The organism is Terrabacter sp. NPDC080008 (assembly GCF_040702505.1).
GTDB lineage: Bacteria > Actinomycetota > Actinomycetes > Actinomycetales > Dermatophilaceae > Terrabacter.
In genome coordinates this window covers 288,215-304,192 of the sequence record NZ_JBFBLC010000003.1, presented here as the reverse complement: position 1 = coordinate 304,192, position 15,978 = coordinate 288,215, and the positions used below count along the sequence as shown (strand labels likewise).

General features: G+C 71.9%; 13 protein-coding genes. 4 read left to right on the top strand and 9 right to left on the bottom strand.

The window, feature by feature from the left end; genetic code table 11:
- Positions 1-173: 173 nt before the first annotated feature.
- Positions 174-1,508 (top strand): AI-2E family transporter, encoded by a 1,335-nt coding sequence (locus AB0316_RS11580; protein ID WP_366273163.1) that lies wholly within the window; start codon positions 174-176, stop codon positions 1,506-1,508.
- A gap of 43 nt (positions 1,509-1,551) precedes the next feature.
- On the opposite strand, the gene serA is transcribed toward AB0316_RS11580, so the two are convergent.
- On the bottom strand, positions 1,552-3,135 hold the full coding sequence (gene serA / locus AB0316_RS11575) for a phosphoglycerate dehydrogenase (RefSeq protein WP_366273162.1): 1,584 nt from the start codon (positions 3,133-3,135) through the stop codon (positions 1,552-1,554).
- Positions 3,136-3,342: 207 nt separating this feature from the next.
- On the opposite strand from serA, the gene AB0316_RS11570 reads away from it, so the two are divergent.
- Entirely contained in the window at positions 3,343-4,107 is a 765-nt protein-coding gene (locus AB0316_RS11570) for an SDR family oxidoreductase (RefSeq protein ID WP_366273161.1), read from the top strand.
- A 73-nt stretch (positions 4,108-4,180) separates the two neighbouring features.
- On the opposite strand, the gene ilvC is transcribed toward AB0316_RS11570, so the two are convergent.
- From ilvC to AB0316_RS11555, 3 genes are all read right to left on the bottom strand, one after another.
- Positions 4,181-5,209, bottom strand: a complete 1,029-nt coding sequence (gene ilvC / locus AB0316_RS11565; RefSeq protein ID WP_366273160.1) for a ketol-acid reductoisomerase — start codon at positions 5,207-5,209, stop codon at positions 4,181-4,183.
- Positions 5,210-5,325: 116 nt separating this feature from the next.
- Complete coding sequence (gene ilvN / locus AB0316_RS11560; RefSeq protein ID WP_366273159.1) at positions 5,326-5,838, bottom strand: acetolactate synthase small subunit; 513 nt, start codon at positions 5,836-5,838, stop codon at positions 5,326-5,328.
- A 2-nt stretch (positions 5,839-5,840) separates the two neighbouring features.
- On the bottom strand, positions 5,841-7,709 hold the full coding sequence (locus AB0316_RS11555; RefSeq protein ID WP_366273158.1) for an acetolactate synthase large subunit: 1,869 nt from the start codon (positions 7,707-7,709) through the stop codon (positions 5,841-5,843).
- Between the two features lie 300 nt (positions 7,710-8,009).
- On the opposite strand from AB0316_RS11555, the gene AB0316_RS11550 reads away from it, so the two are divergent.
- Positions 8,010-8,972: a GNAT family N-acetyltransferase gene (locus tag AB0316_RS11550; RefSeq protein WP_366273157.1), complete on the top strand. Its 963-nt coding sequence runs from the start codon at positions 8,010-8,012 to the stop codon at positions 8,970-8,972.
- Between the two features lie 13 nt (positions 8,973-8,985).
- On the opposite strand, the gene AB0316_RS11545 is transcribed toward AB0316_RS11550, so the two are convergent.
- On the bottom strand, positions 8,986-9,807 hold the full coding sequence (locus tag AB0316_RS11545; protein ID WP_366273156.1) for a phytanoyl-CoA dioxygenase family protein: 822 nt from the start codon (positions 9,805-9,807) through the stop codon (positions 8,986-8,988).
- Between the two features lie 126 nt (positions 9,808-9,933).
- Here AB0316_RS11545 and AB0316_RS11540 point away from each other — a divergent pair, with 126 nt between their 5' ends.
- Positions 9,934-10,773 carry an AraC family transcriptional regulator gene (locus AB0316_RS11540; protein ID WP_366273155.1) on the top strand — a complete coding sequence of 280 codons (840 nt, stop codon included), beginning with the start codon at positions 9,934-9,936 and terminating at the stop codon, positions 10,771-10,773.
- A gap of 72 nt (positions 10,774-10,845) precedes the next feature.
- On the opposite strand, the gene ilvD is transcribed toward AB0316_RS11540, so the two are convergent.
- From ilvD to AB0316_RS11520, 4 genes are all read right to left on the bottom strand, one after another.
- Entirely contained in the window at positions 10,846-12,546 is a 1,701-nt protein-coding gene (ilvD, locus tag AB0316_RS11535) for a dihydroxy-acid dehydratase (protein ID WP_366273154.1), read from the bottom strand.
- A gap of 82 nt (positions 12,547-12,628) precedes the next feature.
- Entirely contained in the window at positions 12,629-13,162 is a 534-nt protein-coding gene (locus AB0316_RS11530) for a histidine phosphatase family protein (RefSeq protein ID WP_366273153.1), read from the bottom strand.
- 42 nt (positions 13,163-13,204) lie between these two features.
- Complete coding sequence (locus AB0316_RS11525) at positions 13,205-15,268, bottom strand: YhgE/Pip domain-containing protein (protein WP_366273152.1); 2,064 nt, start codon at positions 15,266-15,268, stop codon at positions 13,205-13,207.
- Positions 15,265-15,954: a hypothetical protein gene (locus AB0316_RS11520; protein ID WP_366273151.1), complete on the bottom strand. Its 690-nt coding sequence runs from the start codon at positions 15,952-15,954 to the stop codon at positions 15,265-15,267. Before AB0316_RS11520 ends, AB0316_RS11525 begins: the two co-directional genes overlap by 4 nt.
- Positions 15,955-15,978 lie beyond the last annotated feature (24 nt).

Below are 15,978 nucleotides of genomic sequence, written 5' to 3'. Positions count from 1 at the left end.
CCTGCCGCGTCATGCGTTTCACGGTACGCCCGGCTACCCGCGGGTACAGGGGGTTTCCGCATCGTGAGACGCCGTGTCCACCAAAAGGACACCGCTCCCGCGGAGCGCCCACGTGCATGGCGGCGCGCCACGGCATCCCCCGACGCAGCCTCCACGACTCGTAGGCTCGGAGCGTGAGCGCCGACCACGTCGAAGATCCTGCCGATCCCCCGACCGGCCCCGTGCACCCGGTGCACCGCCGACCCGGGCACACCGGCCATGCCACGCCCGGGGTGCCGTTCGACGAGCAGCCCCGCTGGATCGCCATCACCCCGGCGAATGCGCGCCGCGTCACGGCGACCGTCATCGGCGGGCTGGTCCTGCTCGGGGTCGCCACCTGGGTCTTCGACGCCATGGGCAGCTTCCTGTTCCTGCTGCTGCTCGCCTGGCTGCTGTCGATCGCCCTCGAGCCGGTCGTGCTCTGGCTGAGCAGGCACGGGGTCAAGCGCGGCCTCGCCACGGGCCTGGCGATGCTGGCGATGGTCATCCTCTTCGCCGCCCTCGTCGAGATGTTCGGTCAGGTCTTCGTCTCGCAGCTCTCCGAGCTGGGCACGCAGCTGCCGACCGCGATCACCTCCGCCATCAACTGGGTCAACTCCACCTTCCACACCTCCTTCGACCTGTCACAGATCCAGAACGCTCTCGTGCTGACTCCCGAGAAGGTGGGCGAGCTCGCCGGGAAGTACGGCGGCGGCATCATCGGCATCTTCGGCTCCGTGCTGGCCTTCCTCTTCGACGCCCTGACGATCCTCGTCTTCACCTACTACTTCTCCGCCGACAGCCCCAAGCTGCGCCAGACCATCGGCTCGTGGCTGCCCCAGCGCTACCAGCGCGTGTTCATCACGGTGTGGACGATCTCGGTCGAGAAGACCGGCGGCTACGTCGTCTCCAAGGTCGTGCTGGCCACGCTGTCGTCGGTGTCGCACGCGGCCTTCTTCTGGTTCATCGACGTGCCGTTCTGGCTGCCCCTCGGTGTCTTCGCCGGCATCGTCGGCCAGTTCATCCCCACGATCGGCACCTACATCGGCGTGGCCCTGCCCGCGCTCTTCGCGCTGCTCGACAAGCCCGTCAACGCCCTGTGGATCGCCGTCTTCGCCACCGTGTACCAGCAGGTCGAGAACTACGTCTTCACGCCCCGGATCAGCCGCCGCACCATGGACGTCCACCCGGCGGTGGCCCTCGGCTCCGTCATCGCCGGCGCCGCCCTCTTCGGACCGATCGGGGCCCTCATCGGCATCCCCATCGCCGCCGTCGCCCTCGCGATCATCGACACCTTCAGCAAGCGCCACGAGCTCGTGCCCGAGCTGGCCGACCTCGAGGCTCCCGAAGCCCAGGAGGCCATGGCCACGACGGCCGAGCACCTCGCCGAGCGGAACGACGAGCAAACCGACGGGGAGGCCCCGGAAGAGCCGCCGGCCGAGGAGAGTCGTCCCGAGAAGCGACGCGCGGGGCCGCGGGCGACCGGTTGAGCCAGGTCCTCGCAGACTGCACCAGGCAGCGTGTGCGCCGCCCTCAGTCCCGGAGGTCGACGACCGCGAGGCTCTTGGCGTCGATCGCCTCCGAGAGCCGGACGGCGAGCGCCGCCGGGACGGCGCTGTCCAGGTTCAGCACGCCGACGGCGCGGTCCTCGTGGCGCGAGACCTGCATGGCACCGATGTTGACGCCGGCATCGCCCAGGAGGCGGCCGACGGCTCCGACGACCCCGGGGCGGTCGGAGTACTCGAGGAAGAGCATGTGCTCGGTCAGCGGCACGTCGAGGTCGTGGTCGCCGATCCCGACCAGCTTCTCGACCGCGCGTCGCCCGGTCACGGCGCCGGAGACCGACACGAGCGTGCCGTCGGGGAGGCTGCCGCGCAGGGTCGTGACGGAGCGGAAGTCCCCCGAGTCGGGGTCGGTGACGAGTCGGACGACGCATCCGCGCTGCTCGGCGAGCACCGGCGCGTTGACGTAGGTGACGGGGTCCTCGACGACGTCGGTGAACAGGCCCTTGAGGGCGGCGAGCCTCCACACGCTGACGTCGTGCGTGGTGACCTCGCCGCGCACCTCGACGTCGAGCAGGGCCGGGACCGTGCCGGCCAGGGCGGTGAAGACCCGGCCGAGCTTCTCGACGAGGGGGATGCCCGGACGGACCTCCTCGGCGATGAAGCCGCTCGCGACGTTGACGGCGTCGGGCACCAGGTCGCCGCCGATGGCCTGCCGCACCGACCGCGCGACCGCGATGCCGGCCTTCTCCTGCGCCTCGTCGGTCGAGGCGCCGAGGTGGGGGGTGACGACGACGGACTCGAAGGTGAAGAGGGGCGAGTCGGTGGTCGGCTCCCTGGTGAAGACGTCGATGGCGGCGCCGGCGACGCGCCCCGCGGCCAGGGCCCGGGCCAGGGCGGCCTCGTCGACGATCCCGCCGCGGGCGGTGTTGACGATGCGGACCGACGGCTTGACCTTCGACAGGGCCTCCTCGTCGATGAGTCCGAGGGTCTCCGGCGTCTTGGGCACGTGGACGGTGATGAAGTCCGACTGGGCGAGCAGGTCGTCGAGGCTCACGAGGCGGACCCCGAGCTGCGCGGCCCTGGCGGGGGACGCATACGGGTCGCAGGCGACGATCGTGACACCGAAGCCCTTGAGGCGCTCGGCGACGAGGGCGCCGATGCGGCCCAGGCCCACGATGCCCACCGTCTTGCCGAGCAGCTCGACGCCGGAGTAGCGACTGCGGTGCCACGACCCCGCCTTGAGGCCCGCGTTGGCCGGAACGATGTTGCGGGCCGCGGCCAGGAGCAGTCCGACTGAGAGCTCCGCGGCCGAGACGATGTTGGCGGTCGGGGCGTTGACGACCATGACGCCGGCCCGGGTCGCCGCCTGCACGTCGACGTTGTCGAGGCCGACGCCGGCGCGCGCGATGACCTGCAGGCGGGGCGCGGCAGCGATCGCCTCCGCGTCCAGCTTGGTGGCCGAGCGGATCAGCACGGCGTCGACGTCCGCCAGGGCGTGGAGCAGGGCGCCGCGGTCGGCTCCGTCGACGGTGCGGACCTCGAAGTCGGGCCCGAGCGCGTCGACCGTGGCCGGCGACAGCTCTTCGGCGATGAGGACGACGGGCTTGCTCACTGCGTTTCCTTCCGGACGGGTGCCGGCCGCACGCACGTCGGGCGCCGGCCGTCTGGGACACCGCGCTGTGCCGCCCCGCGAGTCTAGGGGCTGGCCCTGCACGAGGCACCCGTGCGCGAGCACGGTCACGCACCGGGTGCAGGGGCTCCTTTCACGGACTGGCCTGCGGTCGTTGCGCCGACCGGGCGCAGGGGCGAGTCTGTGGCCATGCGCATCGTGGTGACCGGTGGAAGCGGCGACCTGGGCTCGCGTGTCGTGCGCGAGCTCCGGTCCCAGGGGCACGACGCCGTCCCGGCCAGCCGCCGGACCGGGCTCGACCTCACGACGGGCACGGGGCTCGAGGCCGCACTCGCCGGGGCCGAGGCCGTGGTGCACTGCGCCGACGACCCGTCGCAGAAGGACACCGTCACGGTCTACGGGACGAGGCGTCTCGCCGACGCCGCCGCGGCCCGGGGCGTGCACCTGGTGCACATCTCCATCGTCGGCATCGACGACTTCCCGATGGCCTACTACCGCCGCAAGCTGCGCGCCGAGCAGGGCATAGCGGACGCCGGTGGGCCGGCCACCGTCCTGCGCGCGACCCAGTTCCACTCTCTCGCGGCGTACTTCGCGAGGACTCTGACGAAGGGCCCGCTGGCCTTCACCGTCGGCGACATGGCGCTCCAGCCCGTCGACACCGACGCCGTGGCCACGCGGCTGGCCGAGCTGGCAACGGGACCGCGGCCCACGGCATACGCACGCGCCCGGGACCTCGCGGGTCCCGAGGTGCTGCCCCTGGCGGACCTGGCGCGGCTCGTGCGCGCGCACCGGGGAGCCTCGGCGCCGCGGGTCGTGCGCCTGCCGCCGGTGGGGCGGCTGCTGCACGCCTTCTCGGAGAGCCGCACCGTCCCCGCGCCGGGCACCGCCGACGTCGCCGGCCGGACCTTCGCCGCGTGGCTCTCGAGCCAGCCGCCGCGGCTCACCGGCCGCTGAACGCAACGACCGCACACGCCAGCGGCCGGCGCCCCCACGAACGGGGCACCGGCCGCTGCGGCGTCGGTCCGGCTCAGCGCGCGGCAGAGCCCTCGGTGTAGTCGGAGTCGGTCTGCTTGACCCACGCCATGAGCTTGCGCAGCTCGCGGCCCGTCGCCTCGATGGGGTGCTGGGCGCCCTTCTCACGGAGCTGCTTGAACTCCGGAGCGCCGGCGTCCTGGTCGTCGATGAAGCGCTTGGCGAAGGTGCCGTCCTGGATGTCGCCGAGGACCGCCTTCATGTTCTCCTTGACGTGCGGGTCGATGACTCGCGGGCCGGAGACGTAGTCGCCGTACTCGGCCGTGTCGGAGACCGACCAGCGCTGCTTGGCGATGCCGCCCTCGATCATGAGGTCGACGATGAGCTTGAGCTCGTGCAGGCACTCGAAGTAGGCGACCTCGGGCTGGTAGCCGGCCTCGACGAGCGTCTCGAAGCCGTACATGACGAGCTGGCTGGCGCCGCCGCACAGGACGGCCTGCTCGCCGAAGAGGTCGGTCTCGGTCTCCTCGGTGAACGTCGTCTTGATGCCGCCGGCGCGAAGGCCGCCGATCGCCTTGCCGTACGCCTTGGCCAGCTCCCAGGCCGTGCCGGACGCGTCCTGCTCGACGGCGAGGAGCACGGGCACCCCACGACCGTCGACGAACTCGCGACGGACGATGTGGCCGGGGCCCTTGGGGGCGACCATGAGGACGTCGGCGTCGGGCTCGGGCTTGATGTAGCCGTAGCGGATGTTGAAGCCGTGCCCGAAGAGGAGCGCGGCGCCGTCCTTGAGGTTCGGCTGGATGTCGTTCGCGTAGACCGTCCGCTGCACCTGGTCCGGCGTGAGGATGACGACGAGGTCGGCCTCCTTGACGGCGTCGGCGACCGACGTGACGCTCAGGCCCTCCGCCTCGGCCTTGGCCCGGCTCTTGCTGCCCTCGGCGAGCCCGACGCGGACGTCGACGCCGGAGTCGCGCAGGTTGAGCGCGTGGGCGTGCCCCTGGCTGCCGTAGCCGATGACGGCGACCTTCTTGCCCTGGATGATCGACAGGTCGGCGTCGTCGTCGTAGAACATCTCGGCCATGGTGGCCTTCTCCTTCGGTTGCGGTGTGCGGTTGGTCTGTGCGGGTGCGGCACCCGAGGTCGTATGCCGTGTGGCCGGGCCGGACGGCATACCCCCTCTGGTGGACGCGGGGTGGGTCAGGCGCTGCGCAGGCTGCGGTCGGTGATCGAGCGGGAGCCGCGGCCGAGGGCGACCATGCCCGACTGGACGAGCTCGCGGATGCCGAACGGCTCGAGGACGTCGAGCAGCGCGCGCAGCTTCTCGGAGGTGCCGGTGGCCTCGATGACGACGGCATCGGTCGTGACGTCGACGACCTTGGCCTTGAAGAGCGAGATGGTGTCCACCACCTGGCTGCGCGTGGCCGGGTCGGCGCGGACCTTGACGAGCAGGATCTCGCGCTGCACCGAGGCGTGCGCGTCGAGCTCGACGACCTTGAGCACCTCGATGAGCTTGTTGAGCTGCTTGGTCACCTGCTCGAGGGCCGCGCCCTCGACCTCGACGACGACGGTGATGCGCGAGATGTCGGCGAGCTCGGTGGGGCCCACCGCGAGCGAGTCGATGTTGAAGCCCCGTCGCGAGAAGAGCGCCGCGACGCGGGTCAGGACGCCGGGCTTGTCCTCGACGAGCACCGACAGGGTGTGCTTGCTCATGCTCAGTCCTCCCGCTCCCAGACCGGCGCCTCGTGGCGTGCGGCCTGGATCATGTCGTTGCTGACGCCCGCCGGCACCATCGGCCACACCATCGCGTCACGGTGGACGATGAAGTCGATGACGACCGGGCGGTCGTTGGTCTCGAGGGCCAGCTTGATGGCCGCGTCGACCTCCTTGGGCGTCTCGGCGCGCAGGCCCAGGCAGCCGTAGGCGTCGGCGAGCTTGACGAAGTCCGGCACGCGCTGCTCGAGCGGCTGCAGGTTGGTGTTGGAGTAGCGCTCGTCGTAGAAAAGCGTCTGCCACTGACGGACCATGCCGAGCGAGCTGTTGTTGATGACGGCGACCTTGATCGGGATGTTGTTGATGACGCAGGTCGCGAGCTCCTGGTTGGTCATCTGGAAGCAGCCGTCACCGTCGATCGCCCAGACGTTGCGCTCCGGCTCGGCGACCTTGGCGCCCATGGCTGCCGGGACGGAGTAGCCCATCGTCCCGAGGCCGCCGGAGTTGAGCCACGCGTTGGGACGTTCGTACTGCACGAACTGCGCCGCCCACATCTGGTGCTGGCCGACGCCCGCCACGTAGGTCGCGTCGGGTCCGGAGAGCGCGCCGATGCGCTCGATGACGTACTGCGGCGAGAGGGTGCCGTCCTCGCTGTCGGTGTAGCCGAGCGGGAAGGTGCGCTTCCACTCGGCCACCCGCTCGCGCCAGGCGTCGTAGTCCCACGTGCCCTCGGCGTCACCGTCGGCCTCGGCGCGGTCGAGCGCCACCTGCTCGATGAGGTCCTTGATGACCTCGCCCACGTCACCGACGATCGGCACGTCGGCGATGCGGTTCTTGGAGATCTCGGCCGGGTCGATGTCGGCGTGGATCACCTTGGCGTCCGGGGCGAACGTCGACAGCTGCCCGGTGACGCGGTCGTCGAAGCGGGCGCCGAGGGCGATGATGAGGTCCGACTTCTGCAGGCCCGTGACTGCGGCGACCGTGCCGTGCATGCCGGGCATGCCGAGGTTGAGCGGCTCGCTGTCGGGCACGGTGCCGCGGGCCATCAAGGTGGTGACGACGGGGATGCCGGTCAGCTCGACGAGTCGCCGCAGCGCCTCGCTCGCCTTGGCGCGGACGACGCCGCCGCCGACGTAGAGAACGGGCCGCTTCGCCGCCGCCATGAGCCGCGAGGCCTCGCGGATCTGCTTGCCGTGCGGGCGCGTGACCGGACGATAGCCGGGCAGGTCGATCGGCGGGGGCCAGCTGAAGGTCGTCGTCGCCTGCAGGGCGTCCTTGCTGATGTCGACGAGCACCGGGCCGGGGCGCCCGGTGCTGGCGACGTGGAACGCCTCGGCGATCGCCTGCGGGATCTTGGCCGGGTCGGTGACGAGGTAGTTGTGCTTGGTGATCGGCATCGTGATGCCGCGGATGTCGGCCTCCTGGAAGGCGTCCGTGCCGATGGCGCCGCTGGCCACCTGTCCGGTGATGGCCACCACGGGCACCGAGTCCATGTGGGCGTCGGCGAGCGGGGTCACGAGGTTCGTCGCGCCGGGCCCGGAGGTCGCCATGCAGACGCCCACCTTGCCGGTCGCCGAGGCGTAGCCCTCGGCGGCGTGGCCGGCGCCCTGCTCGTGGCGCACGAGGATGTGGCGGACCTTCTTGGAGTCGAGCATCGGGTCGTAGGCCGGCAGGATCGCACCACCCGGGATGCCGAAGACGGTGTCGCAGCCGATGGCCTCCAGGGAGAGTACGAGCGACTGCGCCCCCGTGACCTCGCGCGCCGGGGTGACGGCGACCGCCGGCCGTGCCGGCTTGTCCACTGCAGGTCGGGGACGGGCCAGGGAGGCCACATCGGCGGGCGAGGGTGCCTGCTTCGTCGTGTCGCTCATGCTCTCTTCCTTGTCTCGAGCACGTGGTCGTCGTGCTGTCCGGACCGAATCCACCCACAAAAAAACCCTTCGGTCCCGTGGGGGACGGAAGGGAGCGCGCTGACCGTTCGAACTGGTCGGCGCGCTAGGGAAGTACGAGGATTCGGGCCACGTGACAACCGTGCTACCAACCCCTTGCAGTGTCAATCGACCATCTCGGCCGTCTCATCATGTGGCACGGCCATCTCACTTTCTGTCGCGCCCTGGCTCGGGCGCCGAAAGTCGGTTGTCCGTCCGACACGGCCTCGGGACACTGCCGACATGACTGCGACCGCGCCCCCCTCCTCGACCCCGGCTCCGGTGGCGCTCGAGCTGCCCGACGGCATCGGCAGCCTGGCGACCGGACCTCTCACGCCGGCCGACGCGGCGGCGGTCGCGGCTCTCATCGCCAGGTGCGAGCAGCACGACGTCGGGACCGTCCTCATCGAGGAGGCCGACATCGTCGGCGACTGGCAGCGACCGGCCTTCGACGTGGCCACGCACTCGGTCGGCGTGCTCGACGAGGACCGGCTGATCGCATACGCAGAGGTCTACAAGGGTCGCTGGGCCGACGCCTCGGTCGACCCCGCCTACCGCGGACGCGGTCTCGGAACCGCGCTGTCCGCCTGGACCCGCCGGGTCGCCGCCCGCGACGGCTCCACCCTCGTGGGGCAGCCCGTCCCCGGGGACTCGTCGGGCGAGCGGCTGCTCCGCGGTCTCGGCTACCGGGCACTGTGGACCTCGTGGGTCCTCGAGATGCCGGCCGGGACGGCGATCACGGCCCAACCGATCCCGGACGGGTACGCCGTCCGCCAGCCGCGTGACGACGCGGACCTCCGCGCCGCGTGGGTCGTCAACGAGGACGCCTTCCTGGAGTGGTCCGAGCGCGAACGCGCGACCTTCGAGGAGTGGGCGGCGACCGTGTCGCGGCGCCCGGGCTTCGAGCCCTGGCAGCTGCGCCTCATGGTCGACCGCGAAGACCGGGTCGTCGGCATGGCCTTCGTGATCGTCTCGGACGGCTGCGCCTACGTCGACAAGCTGGCCGTCCGTCGCGACGAACGCAACCGGGGGCTGGCCCGGGCCCTGCTCGTCGACGCCTTCGAGGTCGGGCGGGCGCACGGCGGGGAGCGCTCGGAGCTGTCCACCGACTCGCGCACCGGCGCCCTCGGCCTCTACGAGAAGGTGGGCATGCAGGTGACCTCCGTCTGGCGGCACTGGGCCGCTGAGGTGACACCCGCCCCGTGACGCCCGCCGGCGCTCAGTCCGCGCCCAGCACCGGGTTCGTGGGCGACGCGGCCAGGTCGCCGGGCGCCAGGCCCGGGAGCCAGCTCGCGAGGTCGTTGGCCTGGGCCGGGTTGGCCGGCTCGAGCACCGGCAGGCCGTCGGCGAACCAGATCACCGTCATCACCTCGCGCATCTGCCGGGAGGTGTTGCCGAGCGCCTTGTGCACGGTCCACCCGGAGTGGAACGACGCGTCGCCGGCACGCATGGACACGGGCTCGTCGACGAGCAGACCACGCGCCGGCAGCAGCCGGTCGAAGTGCTCCTCGGAGGCGTCCGAGATCCCGATGTCGCTCAAAGGCCCGTCGACGTGGCTGCCGGTGGCGAAGGCGAGGCCGCCGTGGTCCGGGGTGATGTCCACGAGCGGCATCCACATCGTCAGGCACCGGGAGCCGTCGAGCGGCCAGTACATCGCGTCCTGGTGCCACGGCGTGTAGCCGCCGCCGGGCTCCTTGAAGAGCGCCTGGTCGTGGTAGAGCCGCACCCTCGGGACCCCGAGCAGGTGCGCAGCGACGCCGGCGAAGCGGGAGCCCATCACGAAGCGGGCGACGTCGGGGTCGTGCCGCCAGAGGTTCATCACCTGCAGGAACGCCATGCCGTAGCTGTCGCGCTCGGCCAGCGGTCGTGACTCCGTGCTGAGCCGCTCGACCGCCGCAGCGATCCTGGGCCGGAAGGCTGCCACCTCCCGCGCGCTCGCCACCTGGGTCAGGCGCACGAACCCGTCGGTGCGGTAGGACTCCACCTGTGCATCGGTGAGGGGGTACTCCGCGGTGAGCTCGGGCAGCGTTTCGGTGGACATCGGCGGGTCAGCCTCCGTGGATCGTGAACGACGGGAGTCGTCGTCGGTCGCCCCAGACCACCAGAACACGTCACCATGCACACCGGACGCCGTGGTCGCAGGGGAACGATCTGGTTGGATCGCGTCATGGGCAGGGCACCCGGACCGGGCCACGCAGCCGTCGATGGGGCGTCGGTGCCGCGGCTGGGCCAGGTGCTCGTCGCCGGCCGCATCCACGGCGGCAGCGGCCTCCCCGCCGGGACGACGCGCCGGCACCCGACGTGGGGCCTGACCTTCGTCGCGGCCGGCACCGGCCGCTACCGGGACGCCTCGCACGACGAGCCGATGGGTCCCGGAACGCTCGTGCTCGTCCACCCCGGGCACCCGCACTGGTACGGCGCGGACCGGGGAGGCTGGGACGAGCTGTTCGTGGTCTTCGACGGCCCCGTCTTCGAGCTGGCCCGACGACGGGGAGCCCTCTCCCCCGAGCGTCCGCTGGTCCACGGGCTCCCGGTCACGCGCTGGAGCCACCGCCTGGCCCGCTTCGTCGAGGGCGGACGCCCTGCCACCGTCGAGGGTCGCGACGGAGAAGCCGTGGCCCTGCTCTCGACCCTGCTCGAGGCGATCGAGTACGCCGTGACGCCCCGCCGTCCCCGGCCCGCCGACGAGATGGGCTGGCTCGACCACTCGCTGGTCCGCCTCGGCTCGGACCTCGGTGAGACGCTGGACCTGCGCGCCGTGGCCGCCGAGGTGGGCATGGCCTACGAGACGTGGCGGCGCCGGTTCCGCGCCGAGACCGGGGTGAGCCCCTACGCGCTCCGGGCCGCGCGACGCCTGGAGGCCGCGACCGAGCTGCTCGCGCACACCGGGCTCGGCGTGCGCGACATCGCGGCCGCCACCGGCTTCAGCGACGAACGACACCTGATCCGCCGGTTCCGCGAGCGCACTGGAGCCACGCCCAGCGCCTTCCGCGACGGCGGCGGCTGAGCCCGGCACACGGCATACGACCCCGAGGGCGTATGCCGTGTGCCTCGGTGGCGCTCGTGGCGCTCGTGGCGCTCAGCCGCAGACCGCTCCGCCGCTGGCGCTGCCGACGAGCTTGCGGTACTTGGCCAGGACGCCGCTGGTGTACTTCGGCTCCGGGTGGGTGACGCCCTCGGCCCGGCGCCGCGACATCTCCTCGTCGTCGACGAGGAGGTCGAGCGAGCCGTTCGCGACGTCGAGGCGGATCACGTCACCGTCGCGCACGAACGCGATCGGCCCCTCGTCGACGGCCTCGGGCGCGACGTGGCCGACGCAGAGTCCGGTCGTGCCGCCGGAGAAGCGGCCGTCGGTCAGCAGCAGGACGTCCTTGCCGAGCCCGGCGCCCTTGATGGCGCCGGTGACGGCGAGCATCTCGCGCATGCCGGGACCGCCCTTGGGGCCCTCGTAGCGGATGACGACGACGTCGTTCTTCTTCAGCGACCCGTCCTCGACGGCGTCCATGGCGGCGCGCTCGCCGTCGAAGACGCGGGCGGTGCCCTCGAAGACCGACTCGTCGAAGCCGGCGGACTTCACGACGGCACCTTCCGGGGCGAGCGAGCCCTTGAGGATCGTCAGGCCGCCCGTGCTGTGGATCGGCGTCGCCATCTCGCGGATGACCCGGCCGTCGATGTGCGGCGGGTTCAGCTCCTCGAGGTTCTCGGCCATCGTCTTCCCGGTCACGGTGAGGCAGTCGCCGTCGAGCAGGCCCGCTTCCAGCAGCGTCTTCATGACGACGGGGATGCCGCCGATGTGGTCGATGTCCTTCATGACGAAGCTGCCGAAGGGCTTGACGTCGGCCAGGTGCGGCACCTTGGCGCCGATGCGGCGGAAGTCGTCGATGGTGAGGTCGACGTCCGCCTCGTGGGCGATGGCGAGCAGGTGGAGCACGGCGTTGGTCGAGCCGCCGAAGGCCATGACGACGGCGATGGCGTTCTCGAAGGCCGGCTTCGTCATGATGTCGCGCGCGGTGATGCCGCGGCGGAGCAGCTCGACGACGGCCTCGCCCGACTTGCGGGCGTACATGTCGCGGCGCCGGTCCGTGGCCGGCGGCGCCGCCGACCCGGGGATGGACATGCCGATCGCCTCGGCGACGGCGGCCATCGTGTTGGCGGTGTAGAAGCCGCCACAGGCGCCCTCGCCAGGACAGATGGCCCGCTCGATCGCGTCGACGTCCTCGCGAGACATCAGGCCGGCGTTGCACGCACCGACCGCCTCGAAGGCGTCGATGATCGTGACCTCCTTCTCCGTGCCGTCACTCAGCTTGGCGACGCCGGGCAGGATGGTGCCGGCGTAGAGGAACACCGAGGCGAGGTCGAGGCGCGCGGCCGCCATGAGCATGCCCGGCAGCGACTTGTCGCAGCCGGCCAGCAGCACCGAGCCGTCGAGGCGCTCGGCGTTCATGACGGTCTCGACGGAGTCGGCGATGATCTCGCGCGAGACGAGCGAGAAGTGCATTCCCTCGTGCCCCATCGAGATGCCGTCGGACACGGAGATGGTGCCGAACTCGAGCGGGTAGCCGCCGCCGGCGTGCACGCCGTCCTTGACGGCCTTGGCGAGCCGGTCGAGCGAGAGGTTGCAGGGGGTGATCTCGTTCCACGAGCTGGCCACGCCGATCTGCGGCTTGGCGAAGTCGTCGTCGCCGAGACCGACCGCCCGGAGCATCCCCCGCGCGGCGGTCTTCTCCAGACCGTCGGTGACGTCGCGGCTGCGGGGCTTGATGTCAGGCGTCTGCGTCATGGCTCAGAGCATAGGACCGCGTGTCCGCGGGCTGGACACCGCATCTCACGAGGTGGTCGACAGGCGGTGGACGGGGCCACCGTCAGTCCTCCTGGGCGCGGCTGACGTGGAAGCGGGCCAGCTCGCAGGTGCCCAGGTCGATGTCGGCCCACTCCCCCGCGTAGCGCAGCACCGCGAGCCCGCTCGTGACGAAGCCGCGGCTCAGGGCCTCGTGCGCCTCGCGCGAGCCCTCCCCGTCGGCCAGCAGGCTGGTCAGCTGGGCCATGGTCGGGTTGTGCCCGACGACGAGGACCGTCGTGGTGTCGCCCCCGTCCTCACGCACCGTCTCGAGGGTCTGCTCGGAGCCACCGAGGTAGACGCTGCGCCGGAACTCCACGAACTCGGTGTGCGCCCCGCCGCGGCAGGCCTCCTCCCAGGTCTGCCGGGTGCGCTCGGCCGTCGAGCAGATGACCAGGTCGGGCACGAGCCCCTCGTCGTGGAGCCACTTGCCTGCCGCGCGGGCGTCCCGGCGGCCGCGCGGGGCGAGCTCGCGGTCGTGGTCCGGCTTGCCGCGTCCCTCCTCGGCCTTGGCGTGCCGCATGAGGACGAGGGTCTTCTCCTTGGACGCGCTGCTCATGGTCCGAGCATGCTCTGCCACCGCCCGCTTGTCAGCAGCAGGTCAGAGGCTCAGCTCCGGCTTGATGCGCTTCGCCGTCCACATCCGCGACCGGCGAGCCGCCACCGTGGACAGCGCGAGGGCACCGAGGAGGTATGCCGTCAGGACCCCGAGGGAGCCCATGACCGGCCCGAGGTCGGCACCGTAGAGCAGCCGCCGCAGCCCGTCGACGGCGTAGCTCATGGGAGCGACGTGGTGGATCGCCTGCAGCGGCCCGGGCAGGGTCTGCCACGGGAAGGTGCCTCCCGCGCTGACGAGCTGCACGACCATGAAGACGAGGCCGAGGAACTTGCCCACCGCACCGAACCGGGCGGCGAGCGCGTGCAGGATCGCCACGAAGGTCATCGAGGTGAAGCACAGGAAGAGGAAGGCGAGCACCGGGTGCGCGATCCGGATGTCGACGCCACGGCCGACGACGAGCACCAGGGCCGCCACCTGCACCAGCCCGACGAGGGCGGGCGCGAGCCAGCCTCCGAGGGCGGTGCGGATGGACCGCTGGCTCGTCGCGAGCGCGCGGGTCGACAGCGGCCGGACGAAGAGGAAGAGCACGTAGGCGCCGATCCACAGCGCGAGGCTCATGAAGAGCGGGGCCAGGCCCGCGCCGTACGAGCCGGCCGACGACAGCGAGTCGGTGGACACACCCACGGGATTGCCGATCGTCTGGGCCATGGCCTTGCGCTGGGCGTCGCTCGGGTCGGGCACGGAGTCGCGACCCTTGACCAGGCCGGTGTGGAGGTCGCCGGCGCCCTTGGTGAGCGAGTCGAGGCCCGAGACGAGGGACGACGCGCCCTTGGCCAGGGAGTCACCGCCACCGGCCGCCTTGTCGGCACCGCTGGACAGCTGCGAGGCGCCGCCCTGCAGCGTCTGCAGGCCGCCGGCCAGCGTGCCGGCACCGTCGCGCAGCCGGACGGCCCCGGAGTGCGCCGAGGCGATGCCGTCGGTCAGGGCGGGCGTCGCGTCGGCGAGGGTGCGCGCGCCGGCGGCCACCTGGTCGGCCCCCTTCGAGAGGCGGGTCAGGTCGCTCGAGGCCGACTGGATCGTCGTGTCGGCGCGGTTGACGTAGCCGTCGATGGTGTCGAGGCGTGACTCGACGACGGCGAGCTGGGCGTCGGTGAGGCCCTGCGCCTTGAGGGCCGAGATGAAGGAGGCCCGCTCCGACCCGACCCGCTGCTTGAGGTCCGTCGAGGCTGCAGCCGCCTTCGCCCCGTAGCCGGCGACCGTGCGGTTGCCCGCCGCGACCTGCTCGGCGCCGGCGGCGAGCTTGGCCGTCTGCCCGGGCAGGCCCGCGGTGCGCGACTGGAGGGTGCCGAGGCCGGTGGCGAGCTGGGCGGCGCCGGACCGGAGGTCGCGAGCGCCCGCAGCCGCCCGGCCGATGCCGGCATCGAGCCGCTGCGCCCCTGCGGCGAGGTCGTGCAGGCCGCCGGCGAGGCTCGAGGTGCCGTCCGCCAGCCGGTGCGCACCGTCGTCGGCCTTGGTGGCGCCGGCACGGAGCTGCTCCGAGCCGTCGGCGGCCTTGACGAGCTGGTCGTGCACCTGGCTGAACCCGAGGAGCAGCTTGCTCGCCGCCGTCTCGCTCACCTGGCTCGCGACCGAGGCCGTGACCTGCTTGATCACCTGGCTGCCGATCATCGAGGTCATGTAGTTGTTCGCGTCGTTCGTCTCGAGCACGAGGGAGGCCTGCCGAGGCTTGAACTCCGCCGTGGAGGCCAGGTCTGCCGAGAAGGTGCGCGGGAGGATGACGGCGAAGGAGTAGGTGCCGTCGTCGACGCCGCGCATCGCCTCGGCGTGCGAGACCCTGTGCCAGTCGAAGGACTTGGACTCGACGAGGTGGTCGGCCACCCCGTCGCCGACCTGGAGCTTCTCCCCCGTGCTGAGGGTCGTGCCCGTGTCGTCGCTGACGACGGCGGCGGGCACCTGCGGGAAGGCGCCGTAGGGGTCGTGGTTGGCGTAGAGGTAGAGGCCGCCGTAGAGCGTCGGGATGAGCACGAGCGCGGCGAGGGCCAGGCGCGCGAGCCGCGAGCTGGTGAGGCGTCGCAGTTCGGCGACGGCGAGACGGACGGGGTTCATGCGAGGAGCTCCTTCGCGGCCGGGACCCGGAGGGCCACGAGCGCCGCGGTGCTGGCAGCAGTGGTGAGGACGATGACGGCGAGACCCGTCGCGGCGAGGCGTTGGCACGTCTCCAGCCACGGCTCCGGGTCGCCGCCGTGGCGCTCCGGACCGGCGAGGACGAGGACCCGGACCCGCGGGTGCAGGGCGCCGAGCTCGAGCAGCAGACTGGTGCGCGTCCCGGCGGGCAGGTGACCCCACGGCCTGGTGGCCGACCCGGCGAGGTCGCGCTCGCCGAGGAAGGCTGCGACGGCGGCGCGCGAGGCGGGCTGCTCGGCGAGGGCGAGCTCCTCCTGCACGACGGCGCGCAGGGAGATGGACTCCTCGGGTGCGGTGACGTCCGCGACGTCGACGAGCCGGGTCAGTCGTTGCAGCTCGGCCACCTCGGTCGCGCCGTCGGGCGCGTCGTCGGTCGCGCCCTCGTGGGCCACGTGGCCGCCCAGCAGCTGCACCCGTCCGCCGATGGCGAGCGCCAGGGCGACCTGCGGGATGCCGGGATCGGTTGCCACGAACGTCACCTCGGCAGCGCGTGCCGTGAAGCTGACTCCCTCGACGAAGGGCTCGTGCGTGCCGGCGACACTGACGTCGTCGACGACGACGCTCCAGGTGTCGGGCGAGCCGCCGGGGGTCTCATCGGGAACAGTCACGATACGAGTATGCATCCGATACAC